The sequence below is a fragment of the Candidatus Thiodiazotropha sp. AKAK2 genome, from assembly GCF_058244685.1.
Window position 1 is genome coordinate 137,226 of the sequence record NZ_JBSYOP010000038.1, and the last position, 22,249, is coordinate 159,474.

A 22,249-nucleotide genomic window follows, 5' to 3' on the forward strand; every position below is an offset into this window, starting at 1 on the left:
GGTTATGCAGCAAACTCATTCACCAAGCCAGGAGATCCGAGAACAGATCAGAGCGGCGATCGATCATCTTGCACACACTCTGCCCAGTCAGGCACCGATCCGGGATTTCGTGCATCACAATACACTGCACGGTTATCAGCATCTCCCCTTTCCTGAAGCCCTGGCAACGGCCCGCCGTCTGACCGGGGCCCGGGGTTATCTTCCGCTTGAGCGCTATCAGGCATTCCTCCGTCAGGGAAGGATTACCCGGGATGAACTTCGACACGGGATTGATGAGGAAACAGCGTTACAGCCCGAACTGCTGTTGGCGGAAACCGATCAATATCAACTGAAGCGCAGCGATGTCTACCTGGCGGCAATGATCATGCCCGCCACGATTGTCTCCGGCTGCCAGCTCAACTGGCAGATCGAGGAGAACGGTGCACTGCAAAAGCTCAATCCCGAACTGCCCGTCACAGCCCGCAGACAACTGCTGGCGGACGCGGAAACTGCAGGCCAGGGCACTGAGTCAGCGGCAGTTGAGCATCTCTGGCAAGCCTGCCTTGCAGTCCTCAACCTCTCCTACGATCCAACCCATCCGGAGGAGCTGTTCGACCTGGCTCCCGATCTGGCTGAAACCCTGCTCCATGATCTATTGGATGGCCGCGACAACCAGACCAGCTCACAAAGCAGCAGCCAATTGATGGAGCATTCAGCTCATCTGCGACTGGATGAGATGTTGGCGCAGCTTGGCCAGAGTAAGACCATGCGCGACCTGCTGCTTTCACTGACAGGTGAGGACCTGCTTGAAGCCATCAGACCCCAGCTGATCAGGGGACTGGGCAATTTTCTCGACCAGGGGGTATCGAGCTGGCAAGCGGAGTTTACCGAAGGTGGTTTCTACCACTTCTGGCGATCCCAGGCCGCTACCGACCCTGCCTGGCAGTTGGCCGGCATCGAAGGCTGGCAGCAGCACTTTGAACTGCTGGACAACGATCCCCTGGAGACCATCATCAGCGAACTGCATCGCATGGGGCTGGCACAGGAGCAGTGGACTGGCTATCTTGAACGGCTGGCACTCGAACTGCCTGGCTGGTCAGGCATGGTGCTCTGGCGGCATAACAATCCGAACTATGAATCCCTCGCCGCACCGGTGGAGATGCTCGACTACCTTGCGGTTCGCCTGGTCCTGGAACGGATCCATGCCCACAATCTCTGTGCCCAGCACTTCAATATCGAGTCGAGTCTCGACATGCTGCGCTGGTATTTCCGCCATCAGTTTGATGAGTTCACCGTCAGGGAGGCGCTGTTCAACAGCCGTCTGCCGGAATATCTCGCCAGTCGCGCACAACGGGCGCTGCACGCCCCTGAGCAGGGGGATGCCCCGGCCAATGCGAAACACTGGAACCACCTGGCACAACTGATCTGGACCTGGCGCCTGAGCAGTGGCCAGTCGCAAGGTCAGGATCGGCCAACCCTGTGCGACGGCGCCTGGCCCCTGTTCCAGCTTGCTCAGCACCTGGGCTGGTGTGGCAGCCAAGTGAGCCAACTCACTTTCGATCAGATCGGTGCGATATTCACCGCGCTGGATGAACTGGATGAGGACCGCCAGGGCTATATCTGGCTGAAAGCCTACGAAAAACACTATCGGGACAACATTCTCAAGGCCCTAGCACAGAATCATGGTCGCGGAGCCTGGACCGATCGTGATGGTGCGCCTGCTGCACAACTGATCTTCTGCATGGATGATCGTGAGGAGGGTATCCGGCGTCATCTGGAAGAGATCTACCCGGAAGTTGAGACCCTGGGTGCTGCCGCCCACTTCAATGTGCCCCACAATTGGCAGGGACTGGACGATACAACCGCGGCCCCGCTGGCGCCGGTAATCCCGGCACCGGTGATTCCGGTTCATCAGGTATGCGAACAGCCGGCTGCTGAGCTGGCCACCCTGGGTGCACAACACAGAAAACGTCACACGTTGCTCAATCAGGGCCACCAGAGACTTCTGCAGATGACCCGCCAGGGTATTGTTTTGCCCGGCCTGCTTTCAGCACTGGCTGCTCCGCTGACCCTGCCGGTGCTGATTGGCAAGGTCCTCGCACCCGGTCTGTTTGGCCGTTTGCAGCAACGACTTAAAAGCGGCTTTGAAAAGGATCTGCAGACCCGCATCGATTTCACAGCACCCAATGAGAGTCCGGAAGCAACACTGCAGGCGCCACGCCTGGGATTTACCGATATCGAGCAGGCCGACCGGGTGCAGACCCTGCTGAAGGCTACCGGCCTCACCAGTGGCTTCAGCCCGCTGGTGATGATCCTTGGACATGGCTCCAGAAATCAGAACAATCCACACACCTCCGCCTACAACTGCGGTGCCTGCTCCGGTCGTTTCAGTGGCCCCAATGCCCGACTGGTCGCAGCCATGGCCAACCGCACCGAGGTGCGTAAACTGCTGAGTGAACGGGGCATCGAAATCCCGGCTGGGAGCTGGTTCATCGGTGCAGAGCACGACACCTGCAGCGATCAGGTCATCTGCTATGACCTGGACCTGATACCCGACTCGCTGAAAGCGGCCGCCGACCAACTTGACCAGGCCCTGATACAGGCCAGTCAACGTCACGCCCGGGAGCGCTGCAGACGCTTCGCCTCCGCACCGCACAATCTGACCGACCAACAGGCGATGGATCATGTGGCAGGCCGTGCCAACGACTTCTCACAGGCCCGGCCTGAGCTGGGCCATGCCACCAACGCCTGCGCCTTCATCGGTCGGCGCAGTCTCAGCCGGGGTGCATTCTTCGACCGACGGGCGTTTCTGATCTCTTACGATGCCAGCACCGATCCGCAAGGAGAGGTGCTGGAGCGCCACCTGCTGATCAATGGTGCGGTGGGTGCCGGTATCAGCCTCGAGTACTACTTCTCCACGGTGGACAACGAAAACTATGGCAGCGGATCCAAGGTCACCCACAATGTGACCGGTTTTCTCGGGGTCATGGAGGGTGCCAGTTCGGATCTTCGAACCGGCCTGCCCCGCCAGATGATCGAGATCCATGAAGCGATGCGTCTGCTGGTGGTGGTTGAGGCCAGCACAGAGATCCTCACCACCATCTACCAACGTCAACCGCCATTGCAGCAACTGGTTGGCAACGACTGGGTACAGTTGGTGGCCATCGACCCACAGAGCGGCGAGTTGAAGCTGTTCAATCCCCGCCAGGGATGGATAGCCTGGCAGGCAGCGGATGAGCGACCCCTGACCAAGGTGGATAAATCGGAAGCCTGGTATCTGGGCTCATCAGGCGCACTGCCTACCGCATTGATCAAAACGCCGATGGAGGATACCGCTGATGATTGAGCAGAGTGTGTGGCTGGTCCCCTTCGTCTATTGGCTCGCAGCCGCCTTTATCGCACTTGGCTACATCCTCAACTTCAACAGAGGGGAAGCGGGTGAACAGCTGACCGCTCATATCGCACTATCGGCTGCTGCGATTGCATTTCTGTTGAGTCTGGCTCTGGCCATCATGGGCCTCTGGCAGGGCCCTCCCGGGCAGGTCATCCTGGGTGAGTGGTTCAGCAGTGGCAAGATCGAACTGTCGATCAGTTTCAGTCTGGATGTTATCGGCCTGTCACTGCTGCCGGTGATAACCCTGATCGCCTTGCTGACCCTCAGGTTCTCGGTCAACTACCTGCATCGGGAAGCAGGATTTCAGCGCGCCTTCTTACTGCTCAGCCTCTTTTCCGGCGCCATGTCGCTGATCGTTATTGCCGGCAATGCGGTGTTGGCTTTTGTCGGCTGGGAGATTGCCGGTGTCACATCCTATCTGTTGATCGGTTATGCGATCGAACGAACCACGGCCACCAGAAATGCGGTGCGGGTATTCGTCACCAACCGCATCGGCGATGCGGGGTTCATCCTCGGAATCGCCCTCTCCCTCTACTGGCTGGGAAGTGTGGAGTGGCCGGAGATCGCCCGCCATGGCAGTGAGCTGGACACCCTGGCTGCCGGCGTGGTGATTATGGGCTTTGTCATCGCTGCATTGGCCAAATCGGCTCAGATCCCATTCTCTCCATGGATTTCCAGGGCTCTGGAAGGACCGACACCGACCTCGGCCATCTTCTACGGTTCGTTGATGGTGCATGCGGGTGTGATCCTGATGATTCGCCTCGCCCCATTGCTACAGCAGGCACCGGCAATCATGGTGATCATTGCCCTGCTGGGTTTATTGACCGTGGCCTACGGCTGGCTCTCCGGACTGAGTCAGACCGACATCAAAAGTTCATTGATGTTCGCCACCACTACGCAACTGGGTTGGATGTTTTTCTGGTGCGGCATGGGCTGGTTCACCCTGGCAGCCTGGCATCTGGCGCTACACGCCATCTGGCGGGTTTTCCAGTTTCTCGCCTCCCCCGGCCTGGTCAATCAGATCGACAAGCCCACCCCAGCGGTGCCTGAGTGGCTGTCCCGCCAACGCTGGCTGCATCGGGCCTCACTGCAACGCTTCTGGCTCGATCCACTGGCCGATGTGCTACTGGTCAGACCGACCAACTCCCTGGCCAAGGATGTGCAGTATTTCGACGAACAGGTGGTGACCCGTCTGGTCGGCCTGCCGATCTACTCCCGCAGTGTCTCCTCGCTGAGCCAGTGGGAAGCAATCCAACAGCAGAAACCGGGCGGCCCGGTGGATGTCAATCAGGCCACCGGTGTGGCCGGTCGACTGATGGCCTGGCTGGCCAACCTGCTGTATTGGTTCGAGTCCCACCTGGTGTTACGGGAGGGCGGCGCCAGTCTGTGGGATTCGATGCATCGCATCGGCACACTGGTGGAACGGGTCGAGCAGTTGCTGACTGAGCCCCGTTATCTGATTCTGCTGGTCATGGCGACCTTTGCGGTGATTCTCTAGGAGGGCCTGATGACCATAGATACCATCCACTGGTCGACTCAAATCGGCTACCCCATACTCTCACTGCTGCAACTGCTGCCGCTGCTCTCTCTGTTTGCCATCTGGCTGCTGAAGCGCCATCCCCTGCTGGTGCCGGCTGCTATCGCCGCCGCCTCAATTGAACTGCTGCTGGGCATCGATCTCTGGCGCCACTACGACAGCAGTGTCAGCAGTATGCAGTTCAGTGAAACCGCACAGCTCTTCTCCGTCCTCAATTACCAGGCCGCCGTGGATGGTCTCTCGGTGGTATTTATCCTGCTGACCGGTCTGCTGACGTTGCTGTTGATACTCTATGGTAAGGTTCGCGAGCTCAAACCTTACAACCACCTCTTCATGGCCACCTTCGCGGTACAGGCCTGCCTGATGGGTATGTTCGTTACCCTCAACCTGCTGCTGTTTGTGCTGATCTCGGCAGTCCAGATCGGTATCGTGGGTTACATACTTTGGCGCTGGGGTAACTCCCCGGACAAAGGTATGGCGATGCGGCGGTTTTATCAGTTCATGACGATCAGCATTCTGTTGCTGTTGACCGGCACCCTGCTGCTTGGCTGGAACTACGCAGACAGTCACCAGGGGGTTTGGGCCTTCGATCTGATTCAACTGGCCAAAGCGCCAGTCTCCGAGACTTTCCGTTCAGTGGCATTCTTTCTGCTGTTCTACGGTCTGGCCATCCGTACCCCGCTGTTTCCGTTGCACGGTTGGTTGCCACTGGTTGCCGAGCACGGCAACGTAGCTGTTGGACCTACCCTGTTGCTCGGTTTGAAGATCGGCATCTATGGGCTGTTTCGATTCGTATTGCCGCTGCTGCCTACGGCCGTGATCGAGTGGCACAACTATGTGGTCACCTTTGCCCTGTGCGGCATATTCTACGCCGCCTTCCTGGCCATGATGCAGGATAACCTGCGGCGTCTGCTGGCCTATGCGGTGATCTCCCATACCGGAATCTTGATACTCGGGGTGTTCAGCCTGGAACATGCCGCTTTCATGGGCAGTGTGATTCTATCGCTCACCTTCGGTCTCGCACTGGCCGCCCTGGTCTTCACTACCGGCCTGCTCTATCGTCGCACCCATACCACCCTGCTACCCAACCTGGGGGGACTGTTCGACAATCTGCCGTTTCTCGGCATCACTTTTCTGATCGGTGGCCTGGCGATCATCGGCATGCCCGGCACCCCGGGATTCGATGCGGTACATCTAATTCTGGAATCGGCAATCCACAAGTTCGGTGCCCTGGTGACCATCGCATCCGCTCTGGGTAATGTGGCAGCCGCCGGCTTTCTGCTGTGGGCCTTCCAGCGGGCATTTCTGGCCCCCAGACCCGCTGGTGCGCAAGCCTATCAGAACATTGCAATCACCAAAGCGGAAGTGTTCGTGGTCAGCTCCCTGGTGGTCGTGCTGCTGAGTGCCGGCTTCTATATCGAACCCTGGCTGAAACTGATCGACCAGCCCCTGTCGGCACTGAGTGCCCTCTACACATCCCATTGAGAAGCTAATCACCATGGGCCGAATCGAAACACTCACCAACATGCCGCTGCTCTCAACCCTGCTGTTGTTGCCACTGCTCGGTATCGCCATGATCTGGCTGATTCCCCAGGTAAGAGCCAGGTTGATCAGCCTGGTCACACTGGGCCTGACCCTGATCCCGGCCCTCGCTGCGCTGATTCTGCTGGATAGTGCCAGCAGTGACTTCCAGATGGTGGAGACCTACCCCTGGATACCGGCGCTGGATGCCCATTTCAGATTCGGCATCGATGGCTTTTCCGCCCCTTTTCTGCCGCTGACGATCTTGCTGTTTATCGCCGTGACCCTGGCTTCATGGAAGCGGATCCAGAACATGCCGCGTATCTACTACAGTCTGCTGCTGATGTTCGCCACCGCCACTCTGGGGGTCTTTATCAGCATCGATACCCTGGCCTTTTTCCTGTTTTGGGAACTGACCCTGGCGCCACTCTATTTTCTGATCAGCTTATGGGGCATCGGCCCACATCGGCGTTACGCCGCCACCAAGTACACCCTGTTCATGCTGGCCGGTGGTATCCCCCTGTTGCTGGCTTTTACCGTACTGGCGATCAACCACGCTGAGATCATCGGGGCGACTCCCCCGGCGGGACTCTCATTCGACTATCTGACTCTGCTCGACACACCCCTGCCCCCAGGCATGGAGACCATCGTCTTTGTTTTCCTGCTGATCGGTTTTGCCATCAAAACCCCTCTGTTCCCTCTACACACCTGGCTACCGATCGTAGCCCTGGAGGGGCCGGTGCCGATTGCCGCACTGTTGGTCGGCTTGAAACTGGGCGCCTATGGACTAATCCGTTTTGCCATCCCCCTGGCGCCCACCGCTGCCCAGGAGTTGCACTGGTTGTTGGCCGGGCTTGGCGTGGTGGGCATCCTGTATGGTGCACTGGCCGCACTGAATCAGACCAATCTGCGTCGTATGCTCGCTTATTCATCGATGAGCCATGTCGGTCTGGTTGTGCTGGGTGTCGCCGCTTTCAATCAGCAGGGCCTGCAGGGTGCGATGTTCCAGCTCTACAACTTTGTGCTGATTGCCGGCGGCCTGTTTCTACTCACCGGTTATCTGCACCATCGCCTGGGCTCCACAGATCTGATCCATCTCGGAGGTGTGGCCCAATCCATGCCGCTGCTGGCTGCCTTCTTCATGTTTCTCGGTCTCGCCTCACTGGGGATACCCGGTACCAGTGGATTCCCGGCTGAGTTTCTGATCCTCATCAGCGCCCTGACTACCCATACTGGTGCCGGGTTGGCAGCGTTGTTCGGCATCATCATCGGAGCCGGCTATCTGCTCAACAGCTATCGACAAAGTTTTTACGGACCAATTACCGACAGTCAGGTTCGCACCGCTCAGGATCTGAAACCCAGAGAACTGTTGACCATGCTGGTGTTTTCCCTGCTGGTGCTGATGTTCGGTCTGTTTCCCGGAAAAGTACTGGATTTGACTCAGGCAACCGCAGCTGCATGGCTATCCAGGTTGCAGTGATCTTCTAATGTGACTTGAATGTATTGATCAGCATTTGTATGATCCGATCTCCCTCCCATCCAGCCGATTACCCCTCTCATTGATCAATAATAAATGGTAATGGTTAAGGAAGACTGGAGATCTTCTATCCACTCGTAAAATTCATCCATTTCATGTGGCATAGGCGTTGGTGGCTTATCGACTTATCCGGCGTATTTCTGTTTTAGCTTACCAACTCAGCCTCAACAAAACGGGTTCAGGCATAGTCAACACAGATGACCGTCAAAACCGATTCTACTTCTCCTTAGGTTTTGCATTGTTGATGATCCAACTGGTCACTTGGTACATTGACCTGTTGCATGCCCTTCTCAATCGCAGATTTAAATGGTTTGCTAGGGCCTGTTAACACTAATCCAATAGGCCCTAGATCGACTGCTATTTCGAACGGTAATTGATTGGTTGGAAAAAAAGCCTATTTTTGAGAGTTGTAATCACGAGAGGCTAATCGCAGAATAGCCTACAGTGTTTTCAGGTCAATAAATCCACAATCATTACAATTCGTGGTTTTATCCCCTGTAGGTTTGCCGAAGTAACATAATTGCGATTCTTCAACCTTTCCTCACGGATAGATGGGATTAAGAAAGCGACAATATGAAACCACCGAAGATCGGACATCTCTCCATAGGCTTTGGCGTGACCCTGCTGATCTCACTCGGCATTGTCGGTTATCTGTCGTTCACTGGTGATCAAATGGCCCGTCGCCATGCACCACAGATCGATGCGGCGATGGAAATCAAGCACAATGCCACCATGGCACACCTCTGGTTCGAGGAGATCATCTCCGGCGACCGCAATGAACTGATCGAGGATGTCTGGCACTATCTGGATGAGTCCGACTGGTATGCACGCGCCCTGCTTGAGGGGGGCAGCAATCAGGAAGGAACCTTCGTACCACTGCAATCGAAATCGATGCGTCAGCAGATTGAGTCAGTACGCAAAGCACTTGATCAATTCCGCCGTATTGCTGAAGAACGTTATAGCAACTACGCAGCCTCCCTGCCGGGTTCCGGCATCGATCAGAAATTTGACCAGGTGTTTGCCAGCTTTATCGACCAAGCGGACCAGGTCAAGACCCTGCTGCAAGCATCCATCAATGCTGAAATGAAAAGGTTCGAGCAAATCACCGTCATTCTGGTGGCTATGCTGCTCACCACAGGCATCATTGTTGCGGTAAGCCTTTTTCGTCTGGAAGGTCAAAGAACCCACAATCTTTTGACAATTGAGCAGCGAAACAAAGAGATCGAATCCCAGAACAACCGACTCGACTACCTTGCACACTTCGACAGTCTTTGCGGCCTACCCAACCGAACACTGTTCATTGACAGACTCGAAACCGCAATAACCCATGCGAAAAGAAAATCAAACTGCGTGGCAATGTTGTTCATCGATCTCGACCGCTTTAAGAGTGTCAACGATCGTCTGGGCCATGTTAACGGAGATCAACTTTTAACGTTCGCAGCCAAGCGCATCCAGCAGAGTCTGCGTGAAGACGATTCAGTGGCCCGTTTGGGGGGGGATGAGTTCACGGTGATTCTGGCGGACCTGGATGATCGGGATCACGCCACTGCAGCGGCGCAGTCGGTTGCAGACACCATCGCTCATGAGTTGGCGAAATCCTATAACATCAATGGCCATCAGGTGGAACTCTCGGCTAGTATCGGCATCGCCATCTATCCATACGATGCACTGGAAGCGGATGAACTGGTAATCAATGCCGACCATGCCATGTACGAGGCAAAAAAGAGTGCCCGGGGCAGTTTTCTCTTCTACTCCGATGAGATCAACAAGCGAGTGAAACGGACACTACAGATTGAACACGATCTGCGTACGGCAATCCGTGAACAACAGTTTACTGTCTACTTTCAACCACAATGGGATCTGCACAACGATACCATTTGCGGATTCGAAGCCCTGGTACGCTGGCAACATCCCACTGAAGGTTTAATGCTGCCTGGTGAATTTATCCAGATCGCTGAACACTCCGGACAGATTGCCGAGATTGATCTGATGATTTTGAAAATGGCCTGTCAACAACAGCAGCAGTGGATAAAACAGGGATTGAAACCAGGCAAAATGGCCGTCAACATCTCCGCCATGCTGTTCTCCCAAACCGATATTGCCAAAATAGTCTCCAGCAATATTACCGAGTATTGCCTTAGTGGCCATGAACTGGAAATTGAGTTAACCGAATCGGCAATGCTGCATGATATCAACCATACCAAAGAGGTGTTCAAGCAGCTGAGTCACATCGGCATACCATTAGCCATCGATGACTTTGGTACCGGCTACTCCTCGATGGCCTATTTGCATAACCTGCCGGCAAAAATCATCAAAATCGATCGGACTTTCATACGCAACATCGAGCGTAATAAAACCGGGCAAGCCATCGTTCAAAGTATGTTGGAGCTCGCCGAGAGTATGGGCATGGAAGCGATCGCTGAAGGCATTGAGACGAATCAGGAGCACAGCTTCGTCAGATCAACCAAATGCCGTATTGGGCAGGGTTATCTGCTGGGCAGACCGATGACAGCCGAGCAGGCCCACTCCCTGCTGATCTCCCAGCAGGAAGAGAATGTAACCCTGATGCCGCCCAGGGAACAATAATCCTATCCTCTCCTTTTCTTCCTGGGCAAGGGGATTGTTACGTTACCGACCGGAAGCAGAGGTATCCGAGAAACTTATTGGAAATACAGAGACAAAGCTGTGACTTCTAATCTCTCTTGCAGGAATTCAATTAGCCCTGCCTGAAGAATTTTATTCCTGATTTAAGCATTTCTTAATTGAGCCGATATGGACAAATATCGGGGATGCAATGACAGCAAAAATGATCTTTTCAATTTTCTGCTGGATTAGTCACCACTCAATGCAGTTCAAAGAAAATCCGAGCATCACCAGATAACAAATCAATCCACCAATCGGGAGTCAAAAATGAAACGTTTATTGGCTATTGCCTCTATTGCGGTACTTTCCAGTATTTTAGCCATTACTAATTCTGCATACGCCGATGATTACAAAATCGGTGTACTGGCAAAAAGAGGCGTTGCTAAAGCCATGAAGAAATGGGGTGACACTGCAGAATACATGACTGAAAAAATTGCCGGTGACAAGTTCACGATTGTGCCCCTGGATTTTGATGAAGTTTTTCCTGCTATTGAAAATAAAGAAGTGGATTTCTTTCTGGTGAACTCCTCCATGTTTGTTACCGCGCAAGTTAAATATGGAGCCAAAGCTGTAGCTACAATGGTTAATTCCCGTCAAGGAGAGGCGTTGAAATCCTTTGGCGGTGTCATACTCACCTATATAGATCGAGATGACATCAACAGTGCCGCTGATATCAAAGGCAAAAATTTCATGGCGGTAAAAGAGAGCTCTTTTGGTGGTTGGCAGATGGCATACAAAGAGTTGCTTGATCAGGGCGTGGATCCAACAAAAGATTTCGCCAGTCTGCAGTTTGGCGGAAAACACGACAATGTGGTGTTTGCCGTGCAAAATGGTGAAGTGGATGCCGGCACTGTTCGCACTGATACACTGGAACGTATGGCTTCCGCTGGTGATATCGATCTTTCTGAATTTAAGATCATCTCATCAAAAACACACTCAGGCTTCCCTTTTGTTGTCAGCACTGCACTCTACCCGGAGTGGCCATTCGCAAAAATTTCGGATACTCCGGACGATGTAGCCAGCCGGGCTGCCAATGCGTTAATTGCTCTGAAAAGTGATGCCAAGGCCGCACAGAGTGCCAAAATCGTAGGTTGGACTGCACCGCTTGACTATACGGAAGTGGAAGATCTGCAAAAGCTGCTTAAAGTGGGTGCATATCAATAGCTTTGACTACTGATCCCTGTCGCAAATATGCCCCTGTTGACGCTCTGTGTCACAGGGGTGGGTAACGAGTGAAATCAAATGAAGACGACGACCATAATGCAATACGCCAAAGGAAAACTCTTTCAGCTCATGATCGGAGCAATCATTACCGGTGTGCTGCTACTCTCAGCTGTCTCTCTTTATCTGACTGTTCACGGATTTGATTCACTTAACAGGGAGGTAGGAAACAGTCTGCAAGTCGGACAAGATGAGATCAGCAAAACACTGGACCAGAACCTGGAACAGGTCTCCGCATCGGTAGCGGAAACCGGTAATCAGACCAGCAAACTACTCGCCGACCATTTAACCAAGAGCATGCAAGGTGAACTTGAGACCACCAAAACAGTAATGAATGCTTCACTGATTGAGACTGCCGAGGCGATAGCTGACATGCTAGCAGCTGTATCCGCAGAGGCTATCCTCGGTAAGAAGTATTCTACCTTGGTTGACTATGTGAAAGTAGCCAACAAGAATCCGCGGGTCATCTATGCACTCTATATCCGGGCAGATGGAAAACGCCCGTTGACACGATATGTAAATCGAAAAAACCCCCTAGTAAAAGGGCTGATAGGCAAAGGTGAAGGCCGCACTCCGATGGACAAACTGTTATCTGCTTCGGCTGCAGATAGCAATATTCAGGAGATCATCCGCCCAGTTATTTTTGAAGGTAAAAAGCTGGCAACTGTCCAACTCGGCGTGACAGTTGAAGGCGTGAATCAGCGCATGGACGAAATGCAAACCAGGTTTCAAAAGCTGATTGACGACAGTGGCGCCAAAGTAACAAGCGCAATGAACAGTGTTGCTGAATCAATCACCAAGCAGCTACAAACCAACTTTGCGTTAGTCAATGATCAGAGTGCAAGATCGAACATGGAAGCCAAACAGACCATTGAATCAAGTGCGACGAATTTGATTTGGACGCAAATCGGTACCATGACAGTAATCGGCATCTTGATATTGACAGCTCTATGTGTCTTTTTTGTCATTCGCATAATACATCCTATTAATGATTTGAAAACGACCATGCAGGATATTGCCGAAGGTGAAGGTGACCTGACTCAACGTCTGCCAGAAAAAGGTAGCGATGAAATCAACCAGGTAGCAAGCGCCTTCAATCTGTTCGTTAGCAAGATTCAAAATACCTTGATCCAGACCTGCGATTCGATGAATGAGTTGAATAGTGCCACTGCAACCCTATCGGGCCTTGCTCAGCAAAACAGCGAAAGTGTCAACATGCAGCGTCTTGAGACACAACAGGTTGCTACAGCTATCACAGAGATGGCAGCAACAGTGGAGGAGATTGCACACAGCGCAGACTCCGCCGCATCGGCCGCAAGGGAGGCAAACAATGAAGCGACCGAAGGCAAGGATGCGATGAACGATACGGTGAATGCAATCGATTCAATGGCTGCTGAAGTGACCCATGCCGCCGATGTGATTAATCGATTGGAAGCTGACAGCGAGTCAATCGGATCGGTCCTTGATGTGATCCGTGGTATCGCCGATCAAACGAACCTCTTGGCATTGAATGCGGCGATCGAAGCTGCAAGGGCCGGTGAGCAGGGACGAGGGTTTGCCGTTGTTGCTGACGAGGTCCGCACACTGGCCAAACGCACCCAAGATTCGACCAGTGAGATTCATGGCATCATCGAGAATCTGCAAAGTGGAACACGGAATGCGGCACAAGTTATGAGTGGTGGACTTACCGCTGCAAAGCAGACCGTAGAGACTGCCGGTCGCGCTGGTAATGCTCTGAATAACATCGTTCAGTCAGTAACCACTATCCTGGACATGAACACCCAGATTGCAACGGCATCGGAACAACACACCACGGTAACCCATGAGATCGATCGTAGTGTTGTGCGAATATCCGAGGTATCTGAAACCGCAGCGGAAGGCAGCAGCAAAACAGCGGATAAGAGTCAGGAACTATCTAACCTTGGAGCAAAATTGAAAGCCCTTGTGACTCAATTCAAGCTTTGATTGCCAGCTGTTCAATCAGGGTCTGTGCAGACGAATCCCAGCAAGCAAGGGTAATTGGATTCGCGCTCATAGGCCCTGAAGCTCTTTAAGGGAAAGCTGAGAGCCACACGCTCAATTTTCAATCCCAGCTTACCCCAAAACGATCAATGCTCTTCATTCAGTATCTCGAGTGCCCGTGACTGCCAATTCAACACAGCAGATTTCACATGCATCTTCTCAGCCAATTGCGGATTGCTCTGGCGAATCTCCTTGGCAGCGAATTCACACAGAAAATTGGATTTCATCTTGGCCCTGGCCTGATCCACACCCACATCCTGAAAAGGTACCGAGGCAAACAGCAGAAACCCATCATCCGGTATCCGGCCAGCCTGCATGTTACTCTCGATGATACCGGCTGCTTTATGAATCGGATCGGCCAGACTGGGGCTGTAAGGACCGATGATCAGAGCAATATTCGGCATGTGCAGAAAGTCGAACCCACGGCCGATGCAGATCATCCACTCCCGGTGCACGATGTCGAGTTCACGCTCCTTCTGCCTGGCCGCTTCGATATGATCGAGATTGCCCGCAATCAGCGGCAGCAGATCATCCCGCATCTGCTGTGACATATCCGGGTACAGGGCTTCCAGCCGTGGTCTCAGGGTATCCCTTTCAAATGACTTGATCTCAGCCATATTGAGCAGTTCCCCATTGCTGCCATGCAGAATCAGGGCGTCCTCGTCGGTCTCGAAACCGCAGACGATGGGATAGACCGTCTGGTGTCCTCCGCCAAATACCGCTTCTACCTGACGTTTGATCTCGTAGGTATGGGCTTTTGCCGCCTCTGTATCGTAATTGAATCCGGCGCACCCCCTTTGCGGATCACCTTTGGAAAAGTGGTAGGTGATCAGAATCATGGTGTGACGGCCTTCAGAAATGATGTTCTGTACATAGCTGGCCAACACTTCACCCAGATGGGGCCAGCCCAGATCGAACATGCCACCAAGGTTGCGGAAAGGCTGAATAATACCTTTCGGAGTATTGGTGGCAATCGGGATATTAATACGCCCATCCATACATTTCAGTACCGCAATCGCTGTTGGGTGCTCTGCCAGATAGCGGGTTCGGGCCAACCAGTTTTCCGGGTTGCTGTAGTCACAGGAGTGGTTGTTGGCGTGGTTGAACAACCAGTCAATACGTTCTTGAATCGGTTTATTATGGATATCCATGGTCACCTTCCTGCCGGAATATTATTCTTAGCCGACGAGCCTGCAACTCACTTTTCAGTGGTTTTAAGCATGCCTTTGATTCAGGCTTGGCTCACCGGGTTAACAGAACGTTGCACCAACTGTTGCAGCCTGTCAAATATCTCTCAATCGAGAGGATAAACGTCCACAATTGGCAGCGTCGTTGATTATGCCGATTGGCCGTTTGCGGTGTAATCTGCCAGGCCATCAAGCGGTTGTAGCAGGGAGAACCAGTCCGTATAGTGAGTCGGATAGGCTTTATCAGTCAATTCCGGCCGGATTTCCACAAATTTCCCATCGAATCAATCTGCCCCTGGGATGCGAAACCGTGAGAAAATGGGGCCGTTCCTAATGAGCAACGAGATATCGACATGAATGAACAAGATTTGATGCAGCGCATTAAAGAGATCTATCCGGATGCGGAAATCAGCGTTGCCGGGGAGAGTTGCAGCTTTGAGGTCAATGTCACCACACCTGCGTTTGCCGAGATGAAAAGCCTGCAGCGACAACGCTCCATATTAACCCTTTTCAATCAGGAAATTGCCTCCGGTGAACTGCATGCGCTTACTATCCGGGCCAAAACTCCCGATGAAGTGGCCGCCTCATAGAAAGCAAGTGAGTCCTGCGAGAGGTATGGGGCGACTCCGGCTGGTAACAACACCAGTCAAGTGAGCACCACCCAAACCAGAGTGAAAGACAGTCGCCCCCCCCTATGATTGCGAACCACTCGAATTCAACCCTGGAGCTGGTACGCGCCTATCACGAGCGGACCAAGCACCACTTCGACCGATACGCTGCCGGCCCGGAATATCTCGACTGGGAGCAGCAACCCAATCCATTCAGACTGTTTGAAGCTGCCCCTCAGATCAAACTTCCCCTGGACTTTGACGAGCTGCCCGAACCGGGTCTGGCTAGCCTCAGCACCCTGCAATCCCAGCTTGCCTTAAAGGATTGGGGATTAACTGAGATCTCCAGCCTGCTGCGTTTCAGCATGGGTCTGGCCGCCTGGAAGGTCTATGGACCTGATCGCTGGTCACTGCGCTGCAACCCCTCCAGCGGCAATCTGCATCCGACAGAAACCTATTTGCTGGTCAGTGGCTTGAAGTCGCTAAAGAATGGGGTTTATCACTATGCCCCCTATCCCCACGCCCTGGAGTTGCGTGCGGAAACCGGATCAGCTTCACAAAGCCAGCCGCAGATCCTGCTGGCCTTCAGCAGCATTGCCTGGCGTGAAGCCTGGAAATATGGTGAGCGTGCCTACCGCTATGTGCAGCTCGACATCGGTCATGCGATCGGTGCCCTCGCCTACTCTGCCGCAGCACTTGGATATTACCTGCGACGTCTACCGGTCAGCCGTCAGGAGCTGGCAAAACTACTGGGATTCAACAGACAGGAGGATTTCAAGGATGCCGAGGTTGAATACCCGGATCTGATATTTCGCCTCCAGGAGCAGCCGGATCAGACAGCGGACTTGAGCGGTGCTGAGAAGACCCAACTCCCCACAACCAGTCAGTGGCATGGCACTGCCAATCGGCTCAGCCAACAGCCAAGCCACCATTGGCCACTGATCGATGAGTTGGAACAACCCCTCATGGAGTGCCCACCCTGCCGGCAATCGCCTTTGGCAGAAACGATCCCGGCACCCGCCAAGGCACCGGACCGGCCGATCCGCCAGATCATTCTGCAGCGGCGAAGTGCACAGGCCTTCAACGGTAAATCGAGCCTGCCACTGAGCCACTTCTATCGGATCCTCGACCACTGCCTGCCCCGGGCCAACGAACAGCCTTGGAAAAGCTGGCCCTACCAGCCCCGAATACATCTGCTGCTGTTTGTCCACCGGGTGGAGGAGCTGTCACCCGGCCTCTATCTGTTGCCCCGCTCGCCGCAGGCGCTTCCCGGGCTGAAACAGAGCCTGGATAAGGATTTCAGCTGGCAGCCGATTGAGAGCTGTCCTGCCCATATTCTGCTCCATCAACTGGTCAGCACTGAGGTAAAAAAAGCTGCGCGAGCCCTCAGTTGCCATCAGGATATTGCTGCCAGCAGCTTTTTCAGCCTCGGCATGCTGGCGGAGTTCGACACCGCATTGCAGGCTTTCGGGCCATTAGCCTATCCGGAGCTTTTCTGGGAGGCCGGGCTGATCGGACAAGTACTCTATCTGCAAGCGGAGGCCCATGCTGTCAGAGGCACGGGCATCGGCTGTTTTTTCGATGATGCGGTTCACCAGATTGCGGGAGTGACAGATAGTGGATTGCAAAGCCTCTATCACTTCACTGTTGGCGAAGCAAAACCCGACAACAGGCTGCAGACACTCCCCGCCTACCACCATTTAGGCAGATAACCACTACGCCACCCAAGAAATCAGAAACCCAGGAGTCAAAATGTTTATTGTTGCCAACCGAGTTCCGGTCGCTGAGGCCTACCAGGAGATGTTCGAAGCCCGCTTTCAGGCCCGCAGCGGTCAGATTGACAAACAACCCGGTTTCGTACGGATGCAAGTCTTGAAACCAAGCAATCCGGATACACCCTATATCGTGTTGACCAGCTGGCAGGACAGAGCCGCCTTCGAGAACTGGGTTGGTAGCGATGACTTTCGACAGGCCCACGCCAATCCGATGCCGAAAGAGGCCTTCACAGGGGAAGGCGCCATTGAAATGCATGAAGTGATCATTGAGGCTGAATCTGCCAAAGCCTAGGGGCCTGTTCGCACGAATCCAGCGCAGCGCAATAAAAAGGATTGATAAATACATCGCTTTTAGCTTTAGAATTGACTATGCCACAAGAACGGAACTAACTATACTTATCCGGGCATCTAATAAATTAATGGGAGGATCCAACTGAAATGAAACCCGCTGTAAAAGTCACCATAACCGGCGCTGCCGGACATATCGGATACGCGCTGGCATTTCGCATCGCTTCAGGCGCCATGTTCGGTCAGGACCAACCAGTCATTCTTCGTCTGCTTGAGATCCCCCAAGCCATCTCCTCACTCAACGGTGTTGGTATGGAGTTAGAGGATTGTGCCTTTCCCCTGTTGCACGATATCGTCCTCACCGATGACCCAAGTATTGGTTTTCGAGGTACCGATTACGCCATCCTGATTGGCGCAAAACCCCGTAGCAAGGGCATGGAGCGTAAAGACCTGATTACTGAAAATGCGAAGATATTCTCCAATCAGGGCCGGTCAATCAACGATCATGCCTCCGCGGATGTACGGGTGTTGGTGGTGGGTAATCCGGCCAATACCAACGCATTGATCGCAGCGGCCAATGCACCGGATCTTAAACCCAGTCAGTTTACCGCGATGACCCGTCTGGACCACAACCGGGCCCTGGGACAGCTGGCCAACAGGAGTAATGCGCTGGTGGCCGATATCACCAGAATGACCATTTGGGGCAACCACTCCATGACCCAGTATCCCCATATCGATAACTGTCAGATCAACGGCCAGCCGGTATTCGATCTGGTCAGTCAGGATTGGGCGATCGACCACTTCATTCCCCGGATTCAGCGACGCGGGGCAGAAATCATCGAGGCACGCGGCCTCTCGTCTGCTGCCTCCGCAGCCGACGCGGTCGTTGACCATGTGCACGATTGGGCACTGGGTACAAGGGATGGTGACTGGGTCAGTATGGCGGTCCACTCCGATGGCAGTTACGGGATTGATGAGGGCGTCGTATTCTCGTTTCCAGTGAAATGCAAGAATGGTGACTATGAGATAGTCCAGGACCTGGAACTGGATGATTTCAGTAACGCGCGTCTGAAAGCCTCGGAAAAAGAGCTGCTTGAAGAGCGTAAAATCATCGAGGACCTGCTGCCAAGTCGCTGATACTGTCACCCTCACCAACCCGGCGAGGAAATCGCATCGAGGATGTGACAAGGTCACATCCTCGAACTCTCAGGCTGCTACTCGGTCTATTGATTTTTGGATAGCCTTTTCCTGAACCCTCAGGTTCACGATAATGTGTAACGGACTCAAACCAGAAGCACCATGAGTAAAGCAAGCCAGAACAAGTTGTCCTCAGCGACCCACAGCGAAACCAAACCACCGATCACTCGGTTAAGTGCCACAGTCAGGCCGGGCGGCAGCCTGGAAGTACTCTCTCACCTTGAAGTCAGCGACCTGCTGGATACCAGTGCACGGGGTCTGTATGGACTGTTTCGCCGCTGCGCACTGGCGGTACTCAATTGCGGCAGTGAAACCGATAATGCGAAGGATATCTTCGACAGCTACCGGGACTTCGGCATCCATCTGATGCAGAGTAACCGGGGACTCCAGTTACGCCTGGAGAATGCCCCAGGCAGCGCGTTTGTGGATGGCAGGATGATCCGTGGTATCCAGGAACATCTGTTTGCCGTATTGAGGGACATCATCTACGTCCACAATGAGATTCAGAACAATCCTGCTTACGATCTGGACAACCCGGTACATATCACCTCGGCAGTATTCCATATCCTGCGTAATGCCAGAGTTTTACACACCGGCATGGATCCCAATCTGATCGTCTGCTGGGGTGGACACTCGATCGGCAGATCCGAATACGACTACTCCAAAGAGGTAGGCTACCAACTCGGCCTGAGAGGCTTGAATATCTGCACAGGATGCGGCCCCGGGGCGATGAAAGGCCCGATGAAAGGGGCGGCACTGGGCCATGCCAAGCAACGTATCGGCAATGGACGCTATCTGGGCATCACCGAACCCGGCATCATTGCTTCGGAACCGCCGAACCCCATCGTTAACGATCTGGTGATCATGCCGGATATCGAAAAGCGCCTGGAAGCTTTCGTCCGCACCGGTCATGGGGTGGTGATCTTTCCCGGTGGTGCGGGAACCATGGAAGAACTGCTCTACCTGCTCGGCATCCTGATGCACCACGACAACCGGGAGCACGCCTTTCCGTTGATCCTGACCGGGCCTGCCGAGTGTGCGGACTATTTCGATGAAATCGACCGCTTCATCGGTATTGCACTGGGCGATCAAGCCCGCCAATACTATCAGGTCATCATCGATGATTCGCAAGCCGTGGCAAAAGCCATGGCTGAGGACATGGAACGGGTAAGAAGTTACCGCTATGACGGCAATGACGCCTTCTATTTCAATTGGCAACTGCATATCGAGACCGACCTGCAACACCCCTTCATCCCAACCCATGAGGCGATGGCGCAATTGCAGCTCAACCGACAACAGCAAGCCCATCTGGCCGCCGCCAACCTGCGCAAAGCCTTTTCAGGCATTGTCGCCGGCAATGTCAAAGAGGATGGCATCCGTGCCGTGGAGCAGCATGGGCCGTTCAAGCTGCATGGGGAACAGCAGGTGGTGGATGCCATGGACCGGCTACTGATTGCCTTTGCCGAACAGAATAGAATGAAACTACAAGGGGACTACTCACCCTGCTATCATCTTGCCCTGGAGTGAAGGAAAGCTTCTGAGCACTATCCTATGATGAGAAAACCAACTGTACTGCTGTTTCTGCTCTCGCTGCTGTTCGTCGGCCTACAAGCTAATGCCAAACCCCATGAGCGGGAGTGGTATGAGCAGGAGAGGGTCTTCGGTGGCCAGGTCTACCTGAGGACCGCCGGAAATCCCAACAAGCCGGCCGTTGTGATGGTTCACGGTCTTGGGGATGAGGCCTCCACCTGCTGGGAGGATATTCTGCAACGGCTGAAAAAGGACTATTTCATCTTCACCTTCGATCTGCCGGGATTCGGCCGCTCGACCAAGCAGAACGCCCTCTACTCACCGGTCAACTACGCCCGGCTGATCCATCAGCTGACCGACAAACATGTCGGCAAGCCATTTCACCTGGTTGGTCACTCGATGGGCGGCGCAATCAGTCTGCAGTTCACCCACAGCTACCCGGCAGCGGTGAAAACCCTGACCTTGATCGATGCGGCTGGCATCCTCCACCGCCAAGCCTACACCAAGTATCTGGCTCCGCTGGGCGTCGACAGGGTGCTCAACCAGTACAATGTTTTCAACGAACGCAAGGTCACTGATCTGGCGGGTGCCCTGATGAGCGCCCTGGAGAAACGCTACCCGGTGAATATGGACCTGCTGATCAATCTGGAACCATTCCGCAACAAGGTACTGCGTGGCGACCCCTCAGCCATTGCCGGACTGGCGCTGGTGCAAAATGATTTCAGCCGAATTCCGGAGACCATTCACCAACCGACCCTGATCGTCTGGGGAGATCAGGATAAGATCGCTCCCATACGAACTGGCTATGTACTCGAATCGCTGATGCCCAACGCCCGATTGGAGCTGATTCCAAACGGCGGCCATGTGGCCTTTATCGATCAGCCTGAACTGTTCCACGATATGCTCAGGCCCCATCTCAGCCAAAGCTACAAGACAAAAGCTAAATCAAACGCCGAACCGGCCAGCCAGCCTTTCCGCCAGACGGTACAGTGCAACAGTGAATCGGGCCATGTGATCAGCGGACGCATTGGCAGCCTGCTGATACAGAGCTGTGAAGATGTGGTAGTCCACGATGCAGAAATCAACAACATCGTCATTGTCGATTCCAATGTCAGCCTACGCAAAACACGAGTGATTGCCATGGGCACCGCCCTGAAGACACGCAATTCAAACGTCTATATCACCGGAGGTCACCTCGAAGGCGAAGTGGCAATCGAGGCCAACAACAGTCGACTCGACATTGCCGGCACACAACTGGTGGGACACCAGGCCGCAGTCAAGGCACCGGAGGACTCGACCCTGATCTTTTCGCTGGGACGCATCGACAGTCCGCTTTACGAGGACCTGGTGATCCATGGTATGAAAGTGGTCGCCCCGGGTTCCTATCTATAGAGCTTGTAAGCTCCAACGGATTGGCATTGATCATTACAACAATCCAGCATGCAGTGTTTTATTCATAGAAAGGAATTCATGTGAATAACATCATCACTTTTTTTCTTACCCTCCTCCTGACTCTGGTTAACCTGTCCAATGCAGCCGCGGATGAAATTGATACAAACAGAGTTGACAGAACAGAGGAGTCCTCATCCTTTTTGCCAAAGTATGGTAACTGGTGCGGTTTGAACCATCCGAGTGATCCACTCACTGCCCCACCGCCCATCGATACATTGGATTCAATCTGCAGAGAGCACGACTACTGTTATCTGGCAAATGGACATATGAATTGTGACTGTGACAGTGCATTTATCCAGGCGATCAAGGCAAACCGGCCAAGATTTTCTGCTTCGGAAAAACTGGTTGCACATACGCT

The 22,249-nt window shown here is 53.8% G+C and carries 14 protein-coding genes; 13 read left to right on the forward strand and 1 reads right to left on the reverse strand.

All coding sequences use genetic code 11. The features are described 5' to 3' along the window. Window positions 1-4 precede the first annotated feature (4 nt). From AC4IE8_RS20725 to AC4IE8_RS20755, 7 genes are all read left to right on the forward strand, one after another. On the forward strand, window positions 5-3,325 hold the full coding sequence (locus AC4IE8_RS20725) for a DUF2309 domain-containing protein (protein ID WP_490791934.1): 3,321 nt from the start codon (window positions 5-7) through the stop codon (window positions 3,323-3,325). Continuing rightward, window positions 3,318-4,871: a proton-conducting transporter transmembrane domain-containing protein gene (locus AC4IE8_RS20730; protein WP_490791935.1), complete on the forward strand. Its 1,554-nt coding sequence runs from the start codon at window positions 3,318-3,320 to the stop codon at window positions 4,869-4,871. The genes AC4IE8_RS20725 and AC4IE8_RS20730 overlap by 8 nt, the downstream gene beginning before the upstream one ends. Before the next feature lie 9 nt (window positions 4,872-4,880). Beyond that, on the forward strand, window positions 4,881-6,395 hold the full coding sequence (locus tag AC4IE8_RS20735; RefSeq protein ID WP_068992287.1) for a complex I subunit 4 family protein: 1,515 nt from the start codon (window positions 4,881-4,883) through the stop codon (window positions 6,393-6,395). Between the two features lie 13 nt (window positions 6,396-6,408). Further along, window positions 6,409-7,911: a complex I subunit 4 family protein gene (locus tag AC4IE8_RS20740; RefSeq protein WP_490791936.1), complete on the forward strand. Its 1,503-nt coding sequence runs from the start codon at window positions 6,409-6,411 to the stop codon at window positions 7,909-7,911. A gap of 630 nt (window positions 7,912-8,541) precedes the next feature. Beyond that, complete coding sequence (locus AC4IE8_RS20745) at window positions 8,542-10,554, forward strand: putative bifunctional diguanylate cyclase/phosphodiesterase (RefSeq protein ID WP_490791937.1); 2,013 nt, start codon at window positions 8,542-8,544, stop codon at window positions 10,552-10,554. Between the two features lie 324 nt (window positions 10,555-10,878). Then, complete coding sequence (locus AC4IE8_RS20750) at window positions 10,879-11,775, forward strand: phosphate/phosphite/phosphonate ABC transporter substrate-binding protein (protein ID WP_071891863.1); 897 nt, start codon at window positions 10,879-10,881, stop codon at window positions 11,773-11,775. Window positions 11,776-11,904: 129 nt separating this feature from the next. Beyond that, the gene (locus tag AC4IE8_RS20755) at window positions 11,905-13,797 is read left to right on the forward strand and encodes a methyl-accepting chemotaxis protein (RefSeq protein WP_490791938.1); all 1,893 of its coding nucleotides are present in this window, start codon (window positions 11,905-11,907) and stop codon (window positions 13,795-13,797) included. A 143-nt stretch (window positions 13,798-13,940) separates the two neighbouring features. On the opposite strand, the gene AC4IE8_RS20760 is transcribed toward AC4IE8_RS20755, so the two are convergent. After that, window positions 13,941-15,005 carry a hypothetical protein gene (locus AC4IE8_RS20760; protein WP_490791939.1) on the reverse strand — a complete coding sequence of 355 codons (1,065 nt, stop codon included), beginning with the start codon at window positions 15,003-15,005 and terminating at the stop codon, window positions 13,941-13,943. A 389-nt stretch (window positions 15,006-15,394) separates the two neighbouring features. Between AC4IE8_RS20760 and AC4IE8_RS20765 the strand changes: the two genes are divergently transcribed. The 6 genes from AC4IE8_RS20765 to AC4IE8_RS20790 all read left to right on the forward strand — a co-directional run bounded on the left by AC4IE8_RS20765 (window position 15,395) and on the right by AC4IE8_RS20790 (window position 21,831). Beyond that, window positions 15,395-15,631, forward strand: coding sequence for a BolA/IbaG family iron-sulfur metabolism protein (locus AC4IE8_RS20765; protein ID WP_068992300.1), 237 nt, complete (start codon window positions 15,395-15,397; stop codon window positions 15,629-15,631). Between the two features lie 104 nt (window positions 15,632-15,735). Further along, entirely contained in the window at window positions 15,736-17,361 is a 1,626-nt protein-coding gene (locus tag AC4IE8_RS20770) for a SagB family peptide dehydrogenase (RefSeq protein WP_068992303.1), read from the forward strand. Between the two features lie 40 nt (window positions 17,362-17,401). Further along, window positions 17,402-17,716 carry an antibiotic biosynthesis monooxygenase family protein gene (locus AC4IE8_RS20775; RefSeq protein WP_068992306.1) on the forward strand — a complete coding sequence of 105 codons (315 nt, stop codon included), beginning with the start codon at window positions 17,402-17,404 and terminating at the stop codon, window positions 17,714-17,716. A gap of 146 nt (window positions 17,717-17,862) precedes the next feature. Beyond that, window positions 17,863-18,849 (forward strand): malate dehydrogenase, encoded by a 987-nt coding sequence (locus AC4IE8_RS20780; protein WP_068992310.1) that lies wholly within the window; start codon window positions 17,863-17,865, stop codon window positions 18,847-18,849. A 162-nt stretch (window positions 18,850-19,011) separates the two neighbouring features. After that, window positions 19,012-20,436 carry a nucleotide 5'-monophosphate nucleosidase PpnN gene (gene ppnN / locus AC4IE8_RS20785; protein ID WP_490791940.1) on the forward strand — a complete coding sequence of 475 codons (1,425 nt, stop codon included), beginning with the start codon at window positions 19,012-19,014 and terminating at the stop codon, window positions 20,434-20,436. A 24-nt stretch (window positions 20,437-20,460) separates the two neighbouring features. After that, on the forward strand, window positions 20,461-21,831 hold the full coding sequence (locus tag AC4IE8_RS20790) for an alpha/beta fold hydrolase (protein ID WP_068992313.1): 1,371 nt from the start codon (window positions 20,461-20,463) through the stop codon (window positions 21,829-21,831). The last annotated feature ends 418 nt before the right edge of the window (window positions 21,832-22,249 follow it).

Excerpts from the sequence above, each read along its gene's own strand:
- AC4IE8_RS20730 (WP_490791935.1), top strand. The coding sequence starts at position 3,318 with ATGATTGAGCAGAGTGTGTGGCTGGTCCCCTTCGTCTATTGGCTCGCA.
- AC4IE8_RS20765 (WP_068992300.1), top strand. The coding sequence starts at position 15,395 with ATGAATGAACAAGATTTGATGCAGCGCATTAAAGAGATCTATCCGGAT.
- AC4IE8_RS20790 (WP_068992313.1), top strand. The coding sequence starts at position 20,461 with ATGATGAGAAAACCAACTGTACTGCTGTTTCTGCTCTCGCTGCTGTTC.
- AC4IE8_RS20740 (WP_490791936.1), top strand. The coding sequence starts at position 6,409 with ATGGGCCGAATCGAAACACTCACCAACATGCCGCTGCTCTCAACCCTG.
- AC4IE8_RS20750 (WP_071891863.1), top strand. The coding sequence starts at position 10,879 with ATGAAACGTTTATTGGCTATTGCCTCTATTGCGGTACTTTCCAGTATT.
- ppnN (WP_490791940.1), top strand. The coding sequence starts at position 19,012 with ATGAGTAAAGCAAGCCAGAACAAGTTGTCCTCAGCGACCCACAGCGAA.
- AC4IE8_RS20780 (WP_068992310.1), top strand. The coding sequence starts at position 17,863 with ATGAAACCCGCTGTAAAAGTCACCATAACCGGCGCTGCCGGACATATC.
- AC4IE8_RS20775 (WP_068992306.1), top strand. The coding sequence starts at position 17,402 with ATGTTTATTGTTGCCAACCGAGTTCCGGTCGCTGAGGCCTACCAGGAG.
- AC4IE8_RS20760 (WP_490791939.1), bottom strand. The coding sequence starts at position 15,005 with ATGGATATCCATAATAAACCGATTCAAGAACGTATTGACTGGTTGTTC.
- AC4IE8_RS20755 (WP_490791938.1), top strand. The coding sequence starts at position 11,905 with ATGATCGGAGCAATCATTACCGGTGTGCTGCTACTCTCAGCTGTCTCT.
- AC4IE8_RS20735 (WP_068992287.1), top strand. The coding sequence starts at position 4,881 with ATGACCATAGATACCATCCACTGGTCGACTCAAATCGGCTACCCCATA.
- AC4IE8_RS20770 (WP_068992303.1), top strand. The coding sequence starts at position 15,736 with ATGATTGCGAACCACTCGAATTCAACCCTGGAGCTGGTACGCGCCTAT.
- AC4IE8_RS20745 (WP_490791937.1), top strand. The coding sequence starts at position 8,542 with ATGAAACCACCGAAGATCGGACATCTCTCCATAGGCTTTGGCGTGACC.
- AC4IE8_RS20725 (WP_490791934.1), top strand. The coding sequence starts at position 5 with ATGCAGCAAACTCATTCACCAAGCCAGGAGATCCGAGAACAGATCAGA.